Consider the following 17,144-nt stretch of genomic DNA (forward strand, 5'->3'; position numbering starts at 1 on the left):
GGTTTTCGTCCGGAATCCCGCTTTAATTCTTTAGCCCAGATAACGATTGAGATTTAAGATCGTTTCGACCTGAAATCTAAATAGTGATCTGGACGACGCGCGGTTTCGCTATATATCGAATGTGGCGACTTTCCCTCAACATCCCGGCGAAAGAAAGGTAGATTATGACAGACTTGACGATTGGCGGCCCGGCTCCCGATTTTACTTTGCCCCGCAACGGTGAAGGGACGGTGACATTGTCCAAACTGCAAGGCAAGGCCGTCATCCTCTATTTCTACCCGAAGGACGATACTTCCGGCTGCACCGCAGAAGCCATCGACTTCAGCGCGCTGGGCGGCGAATTCGAGGCAGCCAAGGCCGTCGTCATCGGCATTTCGCCCGACAGCGTCAAAAGCCACGACAAGTTTGCTGCAAAACATTCCCTTTCCGTCATGCTCGCCTCCGACGAGGAGAGGAAGGTTCTGGAGGCCTATGGCGTCTGGAAGGAAAAAAGCATGTATGGGAAAAAATACATGGGCGTCGAACGCACGACCGTCCTCGTTGCCCCGGATGGAAAAATCGCGGAAATCTGGAACAAGGTGAAGGTCGCGGGCCACGCCCAGGCCGTTCTCGAGGCTGTGAAGAAGCTCTGAGGGACCAACCCGTCGTGACGCCCCCGTTCAAAATCATCTCGCTGCGAGGCGGCGCGACGGATGCCATCGTGAGCGCCGATCTCGACAGAAAGACCGCACTCGCGCAAGAAACGGCGACACGCTGGTTCGAGCGCCGCCTGTCGCTGCGCTCGCCTCTCGACCCGCCGCTGCCTGAGCGGCCGGGCAGGCCCGAGAAGCCGGAACTCGTGCCGCCAACCGCCGTGGAACGCCGCTCCCTTCACAGCATCAAGGGCCGCATCGCGCTGCTGCACGCCATAGCCCATATCGAACTCAACGCCGTCGATCTCGCGCTCGATATCGTCGCCCGTTATGCCAGCGAGCCGGTGCCGCATTCCTTTTTCGACGGTTGGATGCAGGTCGCCTTCGAGGAGGCGAAACATTTCCGGCTGGTGCGGGACAGGCTGAGAAGCCTCGGCGCCGACTATGGCGATCTGCCGGCCCATGACGGGCTCTGGCAGGCCGCGCATTCCACTCGCAACGATCTCACCGCACGGCTCGCCGTCGTGCCGCTCATCCTGGAAGCGCGCGGGCTGGACGTCACCCCTTCCCTGCAGGCGAAGATGCGCGAGACCGGCGATCTTGAAAGCGCTGCCGTTCTCGATGTCATCTATAATGACGAAAAGGGCCATGTCGCCATCGGCGCGAAATGGTTCCGGTTCCTGTGCGCGCGTGAAAAGAAGGACCCGGCCGCAACCTTCAGGCAGCTGGTGCGCGCCAATTTCCGCGGCCCTTTGAAACCGCCCTTCAACGACATTGCCCGCGCCGAGGCCGGCCTGACGCCTTCCTTTTATCGCTCGCTCACATCCGTCAGCCAATAGCCGACACCGCTGAAAGGCCTCTCCGGCAAAACTTCGTTAACCTTAACGAATTATGATTTCCCTTAAGAAATCGGCCAGTCCGGAGAGAGATTGTGACTGATACGGCGGAAAACCGGGTATTCGGCAAAAAGCGTGAGCCGCACGTGCTCATTCTCGCGCGCGGCGACAGGGTGCGGCATATGACCATCCGTCCGTGGATGGCGGCGCTTGCCGGCTGCACGATCGGCCTGTTTTCGCTCGGTTATCTCGGAGCCACAGGCTATCTCATTTTGCGTGACGACCTGATCGGCGCGACCATGGCCCGCCAGACCCGCATGCAGAACGACTATGAAGACCGCATCGCAGCGCTGAGAGCCCAGGTGGACCGCGTCACTTCCCGGCAATTGCTCGATCAGCAGGTCGTTGAAAAGAAAGTGGAAAAGCTGCTGGAGCAGCAGGCGGCGCTGACCTCGCGGCACGGCCGTATGAGCGAATTGCTGGAGCGCGCCGAAAATTCCGGCATCGCCGCCCCCCCGGCCGCGCCCTCGTCTCTTTCGAACGCCATGGCGCCGGAAAAACGCGCCGACCTCTCCGGCGGCCTTTCGGCCATTGAAAAGCTGATGACGCCACGCAAGCCGCAGGCGGAAAAGCCCGCCACATCGGACAGACGCGCCGCCTATGCACCCGAAGCCGGCGAAACGCCGTCCGACCGGGCCGACCGGGTGTTTTCCAAGGTGACACTGTCGCTGAAGGATATCGAACGCCAGCAGATATCGCGCATCGCCAGGCTGACCAGCGACGCCGAGGACAAGGCTAATGCGATGCAGGACATCATCCGGCAGGCGGGCCTGAAAATCGAAGAGAACGGCAATGACGACATAGGCGGCCCCTATGCCGATCCCGAGCGCGGTGACACCGATCCTTTCAACCTGTCGCTCACCAATCTCGACAATGCGCTGAACCGGCTCGACATCGTCAAGGAAACCGCGACCAACCTGCCCTTCGGCAACCCGGCCCCCGGCCGGGCGATCACCAGCCGATTCGGCAACCGGATGGATCCGTTTCTCGGCCGCCCGGCCCTTCATACCGGCATCGATTTTCGCGCCGAAACCGGCGCCGACGTCAAATCCACCGGCGCGGGCAAGGTGACGGTGGCGGAAAATTCCGGCGGCTACGGCAATATGGTCGAGATCGATCACGGCCAGGGCGTCTCGACGCGATTCGGCCATCTCTCCGCCATTCTGGTGAAAGCCGGCGACAGGGTCGAGGCCGGCGACGTCATCGGCCGCGCCGGCAGCACCGGTCGCTCCACCGGTCCGCATGTGCATTACGAGGTGCGCCGCAACGATACGCCGGTCGATCCCATGCGGTTCCTGATCGCCGGAACGGAACTCAAAACCTATTTAAAATAGCAGCCCGATTTTAATGCTTTTTTTGCGCTTTTTACGATAAATCGCTGAAATTTGCACCAAAGGCCCAGAAGCCCCGCCCGAACCCCGCTGTTTCGCGCGCTTTTCCCGTTGTTTCCTTGACTTTCCGGCAATTTGGGCATATCCCCGCGCCAAGTCTTTGCAAGTGCCGTCGCGGCACACAGGTGTTCTTACCGAACCAGAACGGAAAAAGTTCTTCCTTTGACAACATTCTCTGATCTTGGCCTGAGCCAAAAAGTTCTTTCCGCTATTGCAGATGCCGGCTACACGACGCCGACACCCATTCAGGCTGGCGCCATTCCGCCGGCGCTGGAAAAGCGTGATATCTGCGGTATCGCACAGACCGGCACGGGCAAAACCGCGTCCTTCGTTCTGCCGATGCTCACCCTGCTCGAAAAGGGCCGTGCGCGCGCCAGAATGCCGCGCACGCTGATCCTCGAGCCGACCCGTGAGCTGGCAGCACAGGTGGCGGAGAACTTCGAGAAATACGGCAAGAATCACAAGCTGAACGTCGCCCTTCTCATCGGCGGCGTTTCCTTCGAAGACCAGGACCGCAAGCTTGAGCGCGGCGCCGATGTGCTGATCTGCACCCCCGGCCGCCTTCTCGACCATTGCGAGCGCGGCAAGCTTTTGATGACCGGCGTGGAAATCCTCGTCATCGACGAAGCCGACCGTATGCTGGATATGGGCTTCATTCCCGATATCGAGCGCATCGCCAAGATGATCCCGTTTACCCGGCAGACGCTGTTCTTCTCGGCCACCATGCCGCCGGAAATCCAGAAGCTGGCCGACCGGTTCCTGCAGAACCCCGTCCGTGTCGAGGTCGCCAAGCCCTCCTCCACGGCAAAGACCGTTGCCCAGCGCATCGTCGCCGCGCACAACAAGGACTATGAAAAGCGCGCGGTACTGCGCGATCTCGTCCGCGCCGAAGAAGCCGAACTGAAGAACGCCATCATCTTCTGCAACCGCAAGAAGGATGTGGCCGACCTGTTCCGCTCGCTCGACCGTCACGGTTTTTCCGTCGGCGCGCTGCATGGCGACATGGACCAGCGTTCGCGCACCACGATGCTGCAGAACTTCAAGGACGGCAATCTGAAGCTGCTCGTCGCCTCCGACGTTGCCGCACGCGGCCTGGACATCCCCGATGTCAGCCACGTCTTCAACTTCGATATTCCCATTCATTCGGAAGACTATGTCCACCGCATCGGCCGTACCGGTCGTGCCGGCCGCTCGGGCAAGGCCTTCACCATCGTCACCAGGAGCGACACCAAATATCTCGACGCGATCGAAAAGCTGATCGGCGAAAAGATCGAGTGGCAGAACGGTGACCTCTCCACCCTTCCCGCTCCGATGGAAAGCTTTGAAAGCAATTCCGGCCGCCGGGGCAAGGAACGGGTCGGCAGGGGCCGCGACCGCAACCGTCGCGACGCAGCGCCGGTCGAAAACATCAATCAGGGTGCACAATCCGCTGCGGATACGGACATCGCGGCTCATGGAGACGACAAGGTGAAAGCAGAACGCAAGCAGGAAAAGACCCCGCGCAATTCCGACCGCAACAGCCGCAATCCGCTGCACGCCAATGACGACAACCGCGACCGCCGCCGCCATTATCGCGACCACGACGATGGCCCGACACCGGTTGGTTTCGGCGACGACATCCCCGCTTTCATGCTGATCGTGGCCAACGCCAAGGCCTGACCCCGGGAATGGACAGCGTGACGCCGACCGCCAGGCCAGGTCTCGATTTTCCGGGTGTCGGTGTCGGCCTTGCCATCATGCGTGACGGCCGCGTGCTTTTATGCCGGCGCCTGAAGGCGCCGGAAGCCGGATACTGGAGCATTCCGGGCGGCAAGGTCGATCACCTTGAAACCTCCCTCGCCGCAGCACGCCGCGAGGCCGAAGAGGAAACCGGGCTCAAGATCGGCACCGTCGAATTCCTCTGCCATAGCGAATTCATCGATACGGAAGATCGCCACCACTGGGTTTCGCTGATCTTCGTCACCCGCGATGCGCAGGGTGAGCCGGCACTGACCGAACCCGACAAGCTTTCCGCCATCGGCTGGTTCGATCCGGATAAGCTTCCCGAACCCATCTCCGCCTTTGCCAGGGACGCTCTGGCCGCCCTGAAATAAAGCCGCACGGCGGCCGGACGAACTCGCTCGCGGGCGATAATGGCCGTCAACGGGCATTTTCAAGCAGTTATGGTGATCTGTACGTCGGAGCCGGGTTCACCCCCTCCGCGCGATATCTTTTCCATAAATTCGAAAATGAAAGAACGTCTTTGCGCAGGACTTTTCTAATTCAATTTTAAATTGCTTAAATTAGCTTCATGTAAAAAACCGCCCCAGTTTCCCGAAGCGGTTTATACGTAATGAAAAAAATAGAATATGAAATGCAATATAGTCTGGCAGTGCTTATAACCGGAACACTTTCCGAGGCCTGTTACAGCCAATTTCAGTCGTCCCCTGAAACAGTTACATCTAAGCTAATCATTTACTTTCCGTCAAGCAAATCTTCTCGCAAATGCGAAAAAAACATGGCGGAAAAGAGGTGAATGATGGGAAGGTTTATATATTTACGTTATATATCAATAAATTACAAATATGAAAATAAAATGTGCATCTTTTTGTGCTGCACTTTAAAAAGCAGAATCGCGGACCGGCTTTTTCTAAACTGTGCTTATACGCGCCACATGTAATGGATTTATGAAGTAACGCCCGCCGCGACAATGATGTGAAATACTTCCTCGCCCATCCGGCGCGGGAGCGAATTGCTCGTCGGCAAAAATAATCCTTCAATAAAAACATAGTGCGCAATTATATCGAACAGCAACAACTACAAGCTGCGACGACGACCCGCCCTCTCGAATCGGACAACTTCAGAGCAAATCCGCCGTCCCGCGGATGGCGATATGCGAATATGATGGAACATCGGCGATTTTTCCTTTGGAAAACCGGTTGTTGCCGATAAACATCAAGCCGGGACAACAGGATTTCTATCACGTCATGCTTTCACTTCGCCTGCTAACGATCATCGCCGGTTTTGCCCTTGCGGGCTCAGCAAGCGCGGCATCGATTGGCATCGTTGCGCCCCAGAGCGGCCCTTACGAACTTCTGGGGCAGCAGGTACGGCAGGGTGCGAAGGCGGCGGCGGCGAAGCTCGGGCTGGATGTCGTCGAAATCCATGAAAGCTGCGAAGATGGCAGCGGCGGCGCGATAGCCGATGGCCTCGTGGCCGCCAAGGTCAGCGCCGCAATCGGTTTCTTGTGCACCGAAACGCTTCAGGATGTTCTGCCGCCGCTGAAAGCGGCCGCCATTCCCGCCATCACGCTTTCCAGCCGCGCGCCGATCCTGATGGAAGACGCCCTGAAATATGGCTGGCCGCTCTTTCGCCTCGCCCCGTCAGACAGGGCCGAATCGGACAGGATCGCGGAGATCATACTGCGCGACTGGAAGGGACATTCCATCGGACTTGTGGATGACGGCACGATCTACAGCCGCGAACTGGTCGACCGCATCCGCTCGTCGCTCGAGGAAAACGGCCTGAAGCCAACCCTTGCCGATACGATGCGTCCCAACCAGGAACAGCAGGTGGCGCTGGTGCGCCGGCTGGCGCGCACCGGCATTTCCCATGTTTTCGTCGGCGCGGAGCGCAATGACGTCGCCATCATCGCCAGAGACGCCGGGTCGGAGAACATCCCCCTCACCGTCATGGGCGGCGATGCCATGAATGCGGCCAACAATCCGGTCCCTTTGGCCGCAAATGTGCTGGCGGTCACCCGCCCGGCCTATGATACCCTGCCATCGGCCCAGGCGGTTGCCGGCGAACTGCGCGGCGCAGGCATCGAGCCGGAAGGTTACGTCCTGCCGGCCTATGCGGCTGCGGAACTTACCGCCGCCCTTGCGGAAGCCACGCAGGCGCAGTCGAAACCCGCGCCGGAGATACTGGCGGGCGGCACCCTTTTCAAAACCGTGCTCGGCGATCTCGGCTTCAGCCCGTCGCATGACCTTTCGGACAATCCCTATCGCCTGCAGCGATGGAACGGCCAGCGCTTCGAACCGGCGGACAAGGCTGAAAGACAATAGGCGAAACCCGCGCCGCCGAAAATTCGAGGAAACGCTGCTGAAAACCGCCGGCAACCGCGCCGCCAGCCGTTTCAAACCCCGATACTTGGTGTTAAAGGCAGCTTACGCAACGCGTCGAGAGGAGTTTGCCCCATGTCCCTGCCCATCCGCATAGCCCCGTCCATTTTGGCTGCCGATTTCGCCAAGCTCGGACAGGAAGTCGCCGATGTCACGGAAGCGGGCGCGGACTGGATTCATCTCGATGTGATGGATGGCCATTTCGTCCCCAACATCTCCTTCGGGCCGGATGTCATCAAGGCGCTGCGGCCGCACAGCATGGCCTTCTTCGACTGCCATCTGATGATCGCACCCGTCGATCCCTATCTCGAAGCCTTCGCCAAGGCCGGCTGTGACAGCATCACCGTGCATGCCGAAGCCGGGCCTCACCTGCACCGCTCGCTGCAGACGATCCGCGGGCTCGGCAGAAAGGCCGGCGTAACGCTCAACCCCGCAACACCGCTTTCGGTCATCGAAAACGTGCTTAACGATGTCGATCTGGTCCTGATCATGAGCGTCAATCCCGGTTTCGGCGGGCAGAAGTTCATTCCGGCCATGCTGGACAAGATCCGCGCGGCAAAGGCCATGATCGGCGACCGGCCGATCGAACTCGAAGTGGATGGCGGCGTGACGGCAGAAACCGCAGGCGCGATCGTTGCCGCCGGTGCGAATGCGCTGGTGGCCGGCTCGGCCATCTTCAAGGGCGACGGCGTTGCCGACTACCGCAAGACGGTCGCGCAACTGCGCCACGCAGCGGAAGCCGCGCGGACATAATCGCCGCCGCCGAAGGGGGCACGGCAAGGCGTTGGGGGATCGGCATGGAAAGCGACAGGCGGGGTTTCCGTGACACGGCTTCGGCAGCGCTGTTTCCGCTGCTCGGCGCGCTTGTCTGGGCCGTCTGTTCCAGCGCCGCCGCCGCCATCGGCCTCTATGTCAGGAACCGGCTGGAAACCGACCATGCCACCGACATCATCATGCTTTTCTTCGCGGGCGGCCTTTTCGGCTGGCTGCTGGCCATGGCGGCGCTGCACTTCCTCCCTGCTTCCGCCGCCCTGCCGCTGCGTTTTGCGGCGGCCTGTCTTGCCATCGCTTTTTTCACGCTGGCAGTTGCGGCGGCGTTTTTCGCTTTCGAGTACCGTATTTTCTATGCGCAATGGCACGCGCCGGCATTCTCCCGCATCTGGTTTTTCCAGCAGCTCTTCACATCGCTCGGCGCGATTTACCAGTTCTGCATTCTCGGCCCTGGCTTATATTTCCCCTTTGCCATCGTTCCGCTCCTGCCTGCGGGCGCAATCCTCTGCCGACGTGCACAATGAGCAACAGAGGCATGTAGCTTGATAGATTGAGATTACCGGAACACTTTGCTAAACGGGCAGCAAATTCCTCCACAAAGAAAGTCATTGCCATGATCCCTCGTTACTCCCGGCCGGAAATGGTCGCCATCTGGTCGCCGGAAACAAAGTTCCGCATCTGGTTCGAGATCGAGGCATATGCCTGTGACGCACTTGCCGAACTTGGCGTTATCCCGAAGTCCGCTGCCCAGACGATCTGGGAAAAGGGCGGCAGCGCCACCTTCGACGTCGCCCGCATCGATGAGATCGAGGCCGTCACCAAGCATGACGTTATCGCCTTCCTCACTCATCTTGCCGAATTTGTCGGTCCCGACAGCCGTTTCGTGCATCAGGGCATGACCTCGTCGGACGTGCTCGATACCACGCTCAACATCCAGCTCGTGCGCGCCGCCGATCTGCTGCTCGCCGATATGGACCGGGTGCTGGCGGCGCTGAAGACCCGCGCCTTCGAACACAAGAACACGGTGCGCATCGGCCGCAGCCACGGCATCCATGCCGAGCCGACCACCATGGGCCTGACCTTCGCCCGCTTCTATGCCGAGATGCACCGCAACCGCGAGCGCCTCGTCAATGCCCGTGCGGAAATCGCCACGGGCGCGATCTCCGGCGCCGTCGGCACCTTCGCCAATATCGACCCGCGCGTTGAAGAACATGTCTGTGCCAAGCTCGGCCTCATCCCCGAGCCGGTCTCCACGCAGGTCATCCCGCGCGACCGCCACGCCATGTTCTTCGCGACGCTCGGCGTCATCGCTTCGTCGATCGAAAACGTCGCCATCGAAATCCGCCACATGCAGCGCACCGAGGTTCTGGAAGCGGAAGAGTTCTTCTCGCCGGGCCAGAAGGGCTCGTCCGCCATGCCGCACAAACGCAACCCGGTTCTGACTGAAAACCTGACCGGCCTTGCCCGTCTCGTGCGCATGTCGGTGGTTCCGGCCATGGAAAACGTTGCGCTCTGGCACGAGCGCGATATCAGCCACTCCTCCGTCGAGCGCGCCATCGGCCCCGACACCACTGTCACTCTCGATTTCGCGCTGAACCGTTTGGCCGGCGTCATCGAGAAGCTGGTGATCTATCCGGACAACATGCTGAAGAACATGAACAAGTTCCGCGGCCTCGTGCATTCGCAGCGCGTTCTCCTGGCGCTGACGCAGGCCGGCGTATCGCGTGAAGACGCCTACCGTCTGGTACAGCGCAACGCCATGAAGGTCTGGGAACAGGGCGCAGATTTCCTTGAGGAACTGCTGGGCGACGAGGAAGTGCGTGCCGCCCTTCCCGAAGAGGTGATCCGCGAAAAGTTCGACCTCGGTTACCACACCAAGCATGTCGACACGATCTTCACCCGCGTCTTCGGCAACGCCTGAGACTTGAGCTGAGTTTGAGACCTTGAAGTTAATGCCGCCGCGACCTTGATCGCGGCGGCATCACAACACAGATATGGGCGCATGAAAGTTTCAGAAGCAGATATCCTGATCGTCCCCGGTTATACCAATTCCGGCCCCGACCACTGGCAGAGCCGCTGGGAGCGCAAGCTTTCCACCGCCCGCCGCGTCGAGCAGGCCGAATGGTCCAAACCCGTGAAGGAAGACTGGGTCGCCCGGCTGGTGGAAGAGGTCAATGCCTCCACCAGACCCATCGTCCTCGTCGCCCATTCGCTTGGCGTGCCGACCGTCATCCATGCCCTGCCGGAAATCGGCAGGAAGGTGTCCGGCGCGCTGTTCGTCGCGCCGCCCGATGTCGCCAATCCCGATATCCGGCCGAAACACCTGATGACCTTCGGGCCTTACCCGCGCGACCCGCTGCCTTTCCCGGCGATCACCATCGCCAGCCGCAACGATCCTTTCGGCTCCTATGAACATGCCGATGACATCGCCGCCGCCTGGGGTTCGCTTTTGATCGACGCCGGCATGTCCGGCCATATCAACACCGAGTCGGGCCATGGTCCGTGGCCGGAAGGCGGTATGGTCTTCGCGCAGTTTTTGAGCCGGCTGAAGGCTGTCGAGCCCTGACGGCGCCGGCCGTGCGGACCGCCTCCCCTTCGATCAGCCCCGGAAGCCTAATTTCCGGGCGCGGCGGTTTCGCCAGCCTGTCACAAGAATTGAAGGGAAATATGCGAGCCGCATTGTAGAATGCACTCTTTTCCTTTATGGGACCGCTTCAAAGACCAAACGCAACGCCACCAGAATCGGCGTCAACCAAGAGACCTGCAATTATGAACCGTCGCCGCCGTATTTACGAAGGCAAGGCCAAGATCCTCTACGAGGGTCCGGAGCCAGGCACGCTTATCCAGTTCTTCAAGGACGATGCGACCGCCTTCAACAAGAAGAAGCATGAAGTCATTGACGGCAAGGGCGTGCTGAACAACCGTATCTGCGAATACGTCTTCACGCATCTGAACAAGATCGGCATTCCCACGCACTTCATCCGCCGCCTCAACATGCGCGAGCAGTTGATCAAGGAAGTGGAGATGATCCCGCTCGAAGTCGTCGTGCGCAATGTCGCTGCCGGCTCGCTGTCGAAGCGCCTCGGCATCGAGGAAGGCGTGGTTCTGCCGCGCTCCATCATCGAGTTCTATTACAAGTCGGATGAGCTCGAAGACCCGATGGTCTCCGAAGAGCACATCACGGCTTTCGGCTGGGCCAACCCCGCCGAACTCGATGACATCATGGCGCTCGCCATCCGCGTCAACGACTTCCTGTCCGGCCTGTTCCTCGGCGTCGGCATCCAGCTCGTCGATTTCAAGATCGAATGCGGCCGGCTGTTTGAAGGCGACATGATGCGCATCATCCTCGCCGACGAGATTTCGCCAGACAGCTGCCGCCTGTGGGACATCGAGACCCAGAAAAAGATGGACAAGGACCTGTTCCGCCGCGACATGGGCGGGCTTCTCGAAGCCTATTCCGAAGTGGCGCGCCGTCTCGGCATCATCAATGAAAACGAACCGATCCGCGGCACCGGTCCTGTCCTGGTAAAGTAATATCGGCCTCGTGAAGTAATATTGGCCTAACAAGGTAAAATCAGGAGAAGATCAGGTGATCAAGGCACGGGTGACTGTTACGCTGAAGAACGGCGTTCTCGATCCGCAGGGCAAGGCAATCGAAGGCGCGCTCGGCAGCCTCGGTTTCGGTGGCGTCGGCCATGTCCGTCAGGGCAAGGTCTTCGATCTGGAGCTGGAAGGCGCCGACAAGGCCAAGGCCGAGACCGACCTGAAGGCGATGTGCGAAAAGCTCCTGGCCAACACGGTCATCGAAAACTACGCTATCGCCATCCTCTGAAGCCGCAGGAGCCGCCGTCCATGAAATCCGCTGTCGTCCAACTTCCCGGCCTCAACCGCGACCGCGACATGATCGCGGCGCTGACGAAAATCTCCGGAAGCGCGCCCGTCACCATCTGGCAGACGGAAACGGATATTCCCGATGTCGACCTGATCGTCATTCCGGGCGGCTTCTCCTATGGTGACTACCTGCGTTGCGGCGCCATCGCCGCGCGCATGCCGGTCATGCAGGCCATTCGCGAAAAGGCCGAAAAGGGCGTCAAGGTTCTCGGCGTCTGCAACGGCTTCCAGATATTGGTCGAGGCGGGCATGCTGCCGGGCGCGCTGATGCGCAACGCCTCGCTGAAATTCGTCTGCCGTGAAGTGAAGCTCGAAGTCGCCAACAACGACACGGATTTCACCCGCGCTTACGACAAGGGCCAGATCCTGCGCTGCCCCGTCGCCCATCACGACGGCAACTACTTCGTCGAAGCCGACGAGCTGAAGGCGATGGAAGACAACGGTCAGGTGGTGTTCCGTTACGCCGACGGCACCAACCCCAACGGTTCGCTGAACGACATCGCCGGCGTCATCAACGCCAGGGGCAATGTCCTCGGCATGATGCCGCATCCGGAAAACCTGATCGAAGCCGCCCATGGCGGCAATGACGGTCGCGGCCTCTTCGCTTCGGCGCTCGGCGTCGTCGCAGCCTGATAGACCGGGCGGGCTTCAGGCCCGCCTTTTTTGATGCCGGCTTTCGGCGCCGTTTCGGCCTTTCTTCTGGATGACCTGATGCCCCGTCTTCTTCGACACAATGCCTACAAGGCCGCCGGACTGATCCTTGCGGCAGCGGCGCTTGCCGCCTGCCAGCCGAAACCGCAGCCTTCCTCCTCCGTCTCCCGCGCGGCCCTGCCGACCATGGAACGGATCGCGCTTGGCGCGAATGCCTGCTGGTTCAAATCGGGCGACGCGGCGTTCAAGGCCTATCGTCTGGCGCCGGAACTCAACTCCTTCTCCGGCCGTCCGCGCATCCTGCTCGTGCCGCGCAACAGCCCGGAATCGCGCCCTATGCTGGTGGTTCAGGCCGAAGGCAACCCGGCAAAGCTCGACGCTTTCGGACCCGTGATGAACGAAGCCCTTTCCGGCCGCATCGCCACCGACGTCAAGCGCTGGGCGAATGGCGGCAAGGGCTGCTGATCGACAGGCACCTGCACCCCGTGAGAACGCGGTCGGCATAAAAAAACCCGCCAGCGCCGGTTGGGATTGGCGTGGCGGGTTGCCGAATGGCTGCTTGGCGCCGGGGAAAGAAGGCGCCGCTCTCCGACAAAAAATCAAAGCGGCCGCGGCGGCCAGGAAAACAGCCGGGATTTCGCCGCCTCCTTCAAGGCTTCATCCCGCGTAACGCCGATATCGTCCAGCAGATCGTCCGAAAGTTCCCGCAGGGCGAAACGTCCCTGACGTTTCCGCTGCCATGAGGATACGCCCGCAATCAGGCGACCAATAAGCGTGCGGGCGATCTTGGCCGGAAAGGGCGCCGGTGCGACCATGTCGCCGGCATCGCGGAACACGCGTTCCCGTTCGTAGCCATCAGGATAGAGTGAATCCGCTGTCGAAAGGTATTGATCCATCTTGCGCATATTGCACCTATTGTCTCCGTGCGTTTAGCCTCATTCAATGCAGACAATAAATACAATTGACTTGGGGATAGATACAATGCATAAATTGTCACCATGACAAATTGGCTTCCCGACATTACCGAGGGCGACGGCCCGATTTACCTGCGCCTTGCCGACAGTATCGAAGGCGCGATTTCCGACGGCATCCTGCAGGCCGGCTCGAAATTGCCGCCGCAGCGCAATCTTGCTTACGATCTCGGTGTGACAATCGGCACAATCAGCCGGGCCTATGCGCTGATCCATGAGCGCGGCCTCGTCAGCGGTGAGGTCGGACGCGGCACCTATGTCAATGAGCGCAAGACCCCTGCCCCATCATTGCCCATGGAGCCGGCAACCGCCGCCTTCGGCAGCACGCGCCATGCCGTCGACACCAGCGCCGAATTCCGGTTGAACACCACTGCTGCGCCGGATGTCGGCCAGAGCGTACTGATCGCCAGACACATCGAGGCGGTGACCAGAGAGCATCCGCAGGACATTACCAATTATGCCCGCTCTTTTCCCGACAACTGGTGCATGGCGGGCGTTCGCTGGCTTTCCCAGAACGGCTGGTCGCCGAAGCCGGAAAACATCGTTTCGACGCTTGGCGCCCATGCGGCGGTGATGAGCGTGATGTCGGCGATGACGGCGCCGGGCGACCGCATCGTCTTCGAACCCGTCACCTATTCCCACATCAGCCGCAGCGCCGCCCTTGCCGGCCGACGGGTGACGCTGGTGGAGGCGGATGAGAACGGCATTGTCCCTGACGATTTCGAACGCGTCTGCGCCCAGCAGCATCCCAAGATGATCTTCCTGATGTCGGCCGGCCAGAACCCGACCTGCGCCACCCTGCCGGAAGAGCGCCGCCGCGCGATTGCCGATATCGCCCGTCGTTATGGCGTGTGGATCGTCGAAGACAATCTTTATGGCGCGATGACGCGCGATGCGATCCCGCTGATCGCCGAATTCGCGCCCGACATTACCTTCGTCGTCGGCGGCCTGTCGAAATCCGTCGCCGCCGGCGTGCGCGGCGGCTGGGTCGCCTGTCCCGCGCAATATTCCTCGCGCATCCGTATTTCCCACTCGATGATGACGGGCGGCCTGCCCTTCATGCTGGCCGAACTGAATGCGCGTCTCGTCAATAGCGGCGACGCCCACGATATCCGCAAGGATTGCATCGCCGAACTGAATGAGCGCGAGGCGATTGCCCGGCGCGTCTTTACCGGGCTGGACTTCAATTCGCTGCCCGATATCGCCTTCCTGTGGCTGAGACTGCCCGAACCATGGCTTTCCGGCACCTTCCGCAATGCGGCGATGAAGGAAGGCGTGTTGATCGACGACGAGGACGAGTTCAAGGCCGGCCGGACGGACAAGGTTTTCCACCGCGTCCGCATCAGCTTTTCCGGGCCTTCCACCCGCGAGGAGCTGACCCATGCCTTCGGCATCCTCCGCCACCTGCTGGATAACGGCTCCGCTGGCTATGAAAGCGTGGCGTGATACGGGTCGCAGCGTTGCGGGCACCGCCCGCAACGGGTGAATAACCGCATAAACCGCCAATTAGCCGGCAAAGCGGCGCATTTTCCTGTCGCGCCATGGAGCCTCTTGCGCTAAAGAACCGGAAACTTTCCTCGGCTCGAACCGCGTGAGACCTATGTCGATTCCAAACTCCATCAAGATCACCCCGGAACTCGTTGCATCCCACGGGCTGAAGCCCGACGAATACCAGCGTATCCTCGACCTGATCGGACGGGAGCCGAGCTTTACCGAGCTTGGCATCTTCTCGGCCATGTGGAACGAACACTGCTCCTACAAGTCCTCCAAAAAGTGGCTGAAGACGCTGCCGACCAAGGGTCCGCGCGTCATTCAGGGCCCCGGCGAGAACGCCGGCGTGGTCGATATCGACGATGGCGACTGCGTCGTCTTCAAGATGGAAAGCCACAACCACCCGTCCTATATCGAGCCCTATCAGGGCGCAGCAACAGGCGTCGGCGGCATTCTGCGTGACGTCTTCACCATGGGCGCTCGTCCCATCGCCGCCATGAACGCCCTGCGTTTCGGTGCGCCGGATCATCCGAAGACCCGCCATCTCGTGGCCGGCGTCGTCGCCGGTGTCGGCGGTTACGGCAATTCCTTCGGCGTGCCGACCGTTGGCGGCGAAGTGGAGTTCGATCCGCGTTATAACGGCAATATCCTCGTCAACGCCTTTGCCGCCGGACTTGCCAAGTCCAACGCGATCTTCCTTTCGGAAGCCAAGGGCGTCGGCCTGCCGGTCGTTTATCTCGGTGCGAAGACCGGCCGTGATGGCGTCGGCGGCGCGACCATGGCGTCTGCCGAATTCGACGAATCCATCGAGGAAAAGCGCCCGACCGTTCAGGTCGGCGACCCCTTCACCGAAAAGTGCCTGTTGGAAGCCTGCCTTGAGCTGATGAAGACCGGTGCGGTCATCGCCATTCAGGACATGGGTGCGGCCGGCCTCACCTGCTCGGCTGTCGAAATGGGCGCCAAGGGCGATCTCGGCATCGAGCTTGACCTGAACGCCGTACCGGTGCGCGAAGAGCGCATGACGGCTTACGAAATGATGCTGTCGGAAAGCCAGGAGCGCATGCTTATGGTTCTAGAGCCCTCCAAGGAAGAAGTCGCCAAGGCGATCTTCGTCAAGTGGGGTCTGGACTTCGCCATCGTCGGCAAGACCACCGATGATCTGCGTTTCCGCGTGCTGCACAATGGCGAGGAAGTCGCCAACCTGCCGATCAAGGAACTGGGCGATCAGGCGCCGGAATATGACCGCCCGTGGACGCCCGCCAAGGTGCCCGTGCCGCTTTCGGAAAACGACGTCCCCGCCGCCGATATCGCCGATGCGCTGGTGTCGCTGGTCGGTTCGGCCAACAATTCCTCGCGCCGCTGGGTCTACGAACAGTATGACACGCTGATCCAGGGCAATTCGCTGCAGCTTCCCGGCGGCGATGCCGGCGTGGTGCGCGTCGAAGGCCATGACAAGAAGGCGCTCGCCTTCTCTTCCGACGTGACGCCGCGTTATGTCGAGGCCGATCCCTTCGAAGGCGGCAAGCAGGCCGTGGCCGAATGCTGGCGCAACATCACCGCCACCGGCGCTCTGCCGCTGGCGGCCACCGACAACCTCAATTTCGGCAATCCGGAAAAGCCCGAGATCATGAGCCAGCTGGTCCATGCCATCAAGGGCATCGGCGAAGCCTGCCGCGTGCTGGAATTCCCGATCGTTTCCGGCAACGTCTCGCTCTATAACGAGACCAACGGTCAGGCGATCCTGCCCACCCCCACCATCGGCGGCGTTGGCCTGCTGAAGGATTGGGGCCGCATGGCGCGCATCCGTTTCGCCGCCGCTGACGAAGTGGTGCTGCTCGTCGGCGCACCTGCCGGCCTCGGCACGCATATCGCCCAGTCGGTTTACATGCGTGACATTCATGGCCGCATCGATGGCCCGGCGCCGCATGTCGATCTGGCCGCTGAAAAGAACAACGGCGATTTCGTCCGCAGCCTCATCACCGACGGTCTTGCCACCGCCGTTCACGATTGCTCCTCGGGCGGTCTGGCACTCGCAGTTGCCGAAATGGCGATTTCGTCGGGCATCGGCGCGACCATCGACGCGGTCGAAGGCCATAACCCGGTCCTCACCTTCTACGGCGAAGATCAGGGCCGTTACGTTCTGACGGTCAAAAAGGCCGATCTCGATGAGGTGCAGACAGCGGCGAAGGCGGCGGGCGTTTCCTGCCCGGTCATCGGCGTTACCGGCGGTTCCACCGTAAAGCTGGGCACGGCGCGGGCTGTCGAGATTAAAGAATTGCACTTGGCCTATGAATCGTGGTTCCCTCAATTCATGGACGGCGAAACTTTGCTCGCCGCAGAATGAATT

General features: G+C 60.7%; 17 protein-coding genes. 16 read left to right on the top strand and 1 reads right to left on the bottom strand.

The window, feature by feature from the left end:
* The first annotated feature begins 164 nt into the window (after nucleotides 1-164).
* The 14 genes from L901_RS22290 (at nucleotide 165) to L901_RS22355 (ending at nucleotide 12,800) form a co-directional block, all read left to right on the top strand.
* A complete protein-coding gene (locus L901_RS22290; RefSeq protein ID WP_059760344.1) occupies nucleotides 165-632 on the top strand; it encodes a peroxiredoxin in 468 nt (155 codons plus the stop codon).
* Nucleotides 633-646: 14 nt separating this feature from the next.
* Nucleotides 647-1,471, top strand: coding sequence for a ferritin-like domain-containing protein (locus L901_RS22295; RefSeq protein WP_003522668.1), 825 nt, complete (start codon nucleotides 647-649; stop codon nucleotides 1,469-1,471).
* Nucleotides 1,472-1,563: 92 nt separating this feature from the next.
* Entirely contained in the window at nucleotides 1,564-2,862 is a 1,299-nt protein-coding gene (locus L901_RS22300; protein ID WP_059760346.1) for a M23 family metallopeptidase, read from the top strand.
* A 219-nt stretch (nucleotides 2,863-3,081) separates the two neighbouring features.
* Complete coding sequence (locus L901_RS22305; RefSeq protein ID WP_059760347.1) at nucleotides 3,082-4,578, top strand: DEAD/DEAH box helicase; 1,497 nt, start codon at nucleotides 3,082-3,084, stop codon at nucleotides 4,576-4,578.
* Nucleotides 4,579-4,586: 8 nt separating this feature from the next.
* Complete coding sequence (locus L901_RS22310) at nucleotides 4,587-5,012, top strand: NUDIX domain-containing protein (RefSeq protein ID WP_059760349.1); 426 nt, start codon at nucleotides 4,587-4,589, stop codon at nucleotides 5,010-5,012.
* Nucleotides 5,013-5,783: 771 nt separating this feature from the next.
* Nucleotides 5,784-6,965: an ABC transporter substrate-binding protein gene (locus tag L901_RS22315; RefSeq protein ID WP_059760351.1), complete on the top strand. Its 1,182-nt coding sequence runs from the start codon at nucleotides 5,784-5,786 to the stop codon at nucleotides 6,963-6,965.
* A 132-nt stretch (nucleotides 6,966-7,097) separates the two neighbouring features.
* Entirely contained in the window at nucleotides 7,098-7,775 is a 678-nt protein-coding gene (gene rpe, locus L901_RS22320; RefSeq protein ID WP_059760353.1) for a ribulose-phosphate 3-epimerase, read from the top strand.
* A 44-nt stretch (nucleotides 7,776-7,819) separates the two neighbouring features.
* Complete coding sequence (locus tag L901_RS22325) at nucleotides 7,820-8,317, top strand: hypothetical protein (protein ID WP_059760355.1); 498 nt, start codon at nucleotides 7,820-7,822, stop codon at nucleotides 8,315-8,317.
* Between the two features lie 89 nt (nucleotides 8,318-8,406).
* Nucleotides 8,407-9,714: an adenylosuccinate lyase gene (purB, locus tag L901_RS22330; protein ID WP_020810926.1), complete on the top strand. Its 1,308-nt coding sequence runs from the start codon at nucleotides 8,407-8,409 to the stop codon at nucleotides 9,712-9,714.
* An 81-nt stretch (nucleotides 9,715-9,795) separates the two neighbouring features.
* Nucleotides 9,796-10,359, top strand: a complete 564-nt coding sequence (locus tag L901_RS22335; RefSeq protein WP_059760357.1) for an alpha/beta hydrolase — start codon at nucleotides 9,796-9,798, stop codon at nucleotides 10,357-10,359.
* Between the two features lie 203 nt (nucleotides 10,360-10,562).
* Nucleotides 10,563-11,327 carry a phosphoribosylaminoimidazolesuccinocarboxamide synthase gene (gene purC, locus L901_RS22340; protein ID WP_003520440.1) on the top strand — a complete coding sequence of 255 codons (765 nt, stop codon included), beginning with the start codon at nucleotides 10,563-10,565 and terminating at the stop codon, nucleotides 11,325-11,327.
* Nucleotides 11,328-11,382: 55 nt separating this feature from the next.
* Nucleotides 11,383-11,625, top strand: a complete 243-nt coding sequence (purS, locus tag L901_RS22345) for a phosphoribosylformylglycinamidine synthase subunit PurS (RefSeq protein WP_003507918.1) — start codon at nucleotides 11,383-11,385, stop codon at nucleotides 11,623-11,625.
* Nucleotides 11,626-11,645: 20 nt separating this feature from the next.
* Complete coding sequence (gene purQ, locus L901_RS22350; RefSeq protein ID WP_003520438.1) at nucleotides 11,646-12,317, top strand: phosphoribosylformylglycinamidine synthase subunit PurQ; 672 nt, start codon at nucleotides 11,646-11,648, stop codon at nucleotides 12,315-12,317.
* Nucleotides 12,318-12,350: 33 nt separating this feature from the next.
* Nucleotides 12,351-12,800: a hypothetical protein gene (locus L901_RS22355; protein ID WP_371259724.1), complete on the top strand. Its 450-nt coding sequence runs from the start codon at nucleotides 12,351-12,353 to the stop codon at nucleotides 12,798-12,800.
* Nucleotides 12,801-12,934: 134 nt separating this feature from the next.
* Here the strand turns inward: L901_RS22355 and L901_RS22360 are convergent, their stop codons facing one another.
* Nucleotides 12,935-13,240 (bottom strand): DUF1127 domain-containing protein, encoded by a 306-nt coding sequence (locus tag L901_RS22360; protein ID WP_003520435.1) that lies wholly within the window; start codon nucleotides 13,238-13,240, stop codon nucleotides 12,935-12,937.
* Between the two features lie 93 nt (nucleotides 13,241-13,333).
* Here L901_RS22360 and L901_RS22365 point away from each other — a divergent pair, with 93 nt between their 5' ends.
* Nucleotides 13,334-14,752 (top strand): PLP-dependent aminotransferase family protein, encoded by a 1,419-nt coding sequence (locus L901_RS22365; RefSeq protein WP_020810370.1) that lies wholly within the window; start codon nucleotides 13,334-13,336, stop codon nucleotides 14,750-14,752.
* A 154-nt stretch (nucleotides 14,753-14,906) separates the two neighbouring features.
* Nucleotides 14,907-17,141 carry a phosphoribosylformylglycinamidine synthase subunit PurL gene (gene purL, locus L901_RS22370; RefSeq protein WP_059760359.1) on the top strand — a complete coding sequence of 745 codons (2,235 nt, stop codon included), beginning with the start codon at nucleotides 14,907-14,909 and terminating at the stop codon, nucleotides 17,139-17,141.
* Nucleotides 17,142-17,144: the final 3 nt, after the last annotated feature.

Origin of the sequence: Agrobacterium sp. D14, assembly GCF_001526505.1 — a bacterium.
Lineage (GTDB): Bacteria > Pseudomonadota > Alphaproteobacteria > Rhizobiales > Rhizobiaceae > Agrobacterium > Agrobacterium leguminum.

What these genes read in the sequence shown, in the direction of transcription:
- L901_RS22290 (WP_059760344.1), top strand. Translation starts at nt 165, where the DNA reads ATGACAGACTTGACGATTGGCGGCCCGGCTCCCGATTTTACTTTGCCC.
- L901_RS22310 (WP_059760349.1), top strand. Translation starts at nt 4,587, where the DNA reads ATGGACAGCGTGACGCCGACCGCCAGGCCAGGTCTCGATTTTCCGGGT.
- L901_RS22315 (WP_059760351.1), top strand. Translation starts at nt 5,784, where the DNA reads ATGGCGATATGCGAATATGATGGAACATCGGCGATTTTTCCTTTGGAA.
- rpe (WP_059760353.1), top strand. Translation starts at nt 7,098, where the DNA reads ATGTCCCTGCCCATCCGCATAGCCCCGTCCATTTTGGCTGCCGATTTC.
- L901_RS22325 (WP_059760355.1), top strand. Translation starts at nt 7,820, where the DNA reads ATGGAAAGCGACAGGCGGGGTTTCCGTGACACGGCTTCGGCAGCGCTG.
- purB (WP_020810926.1), top strand. Translation starts at nt 8,407, where the DNA reads ATGATCCCTCGTTACTCCCGGCCGGAAATGGTCGCCATCTGGTCGCCG.
- L901_RS22335 (WP_059760357.1), top strand. Translation starts at nt 9,796, where the DNA reads ATGAAAGTTTCAGAAGCAGATATCCTGATCGTCCCCGGTTATACCAAT.
- purC (WP_003520440.1), top strand. Translation starts at nt 10,563, where the DNA reads ATGAACCGTCGCCGCCGTATTTACGAAGGCAAGGCCAAGATCCTCTAC.
- purQ (WP_003520438.1), top strand. Translation starts at nt 11,646, where the DNA reads ATGAAATCCGCTGTCGTCCAACTTCCCGGCCTCAACCGCGACCGCGAC.
- L901_RS22355 (WP_371259724.1), top strand. Translation starts at nt 12,351, where the DNA reads ATGCCGGCTTTCGGCGCCGTTTCGGCCTTTCTTCTGGATGACCTGATG.
- L901_RS22360 (WP_003520435.1), bottom strand. Translation starts at nt 13,240, where the DNA reads ATGCGCAAGATGGATCAATACCTTTCGACAGCGGATTCACTCTATCCT.
- L901_RS22365 (WP_020810370.1), top strand. Translation starts at nt 13,334, where the DNA reads ATGACAAATTGGCTTCCCGACATTACCGAGGGCGACGGCCCGATTTAC.
- purL (WP_059760359.1), top strand. Translation starts at nt 14,907, where the DNA reads ATGTCGATTCCAAACTCCATCAAGATCACCCCGGAACTCGTTGCATCC.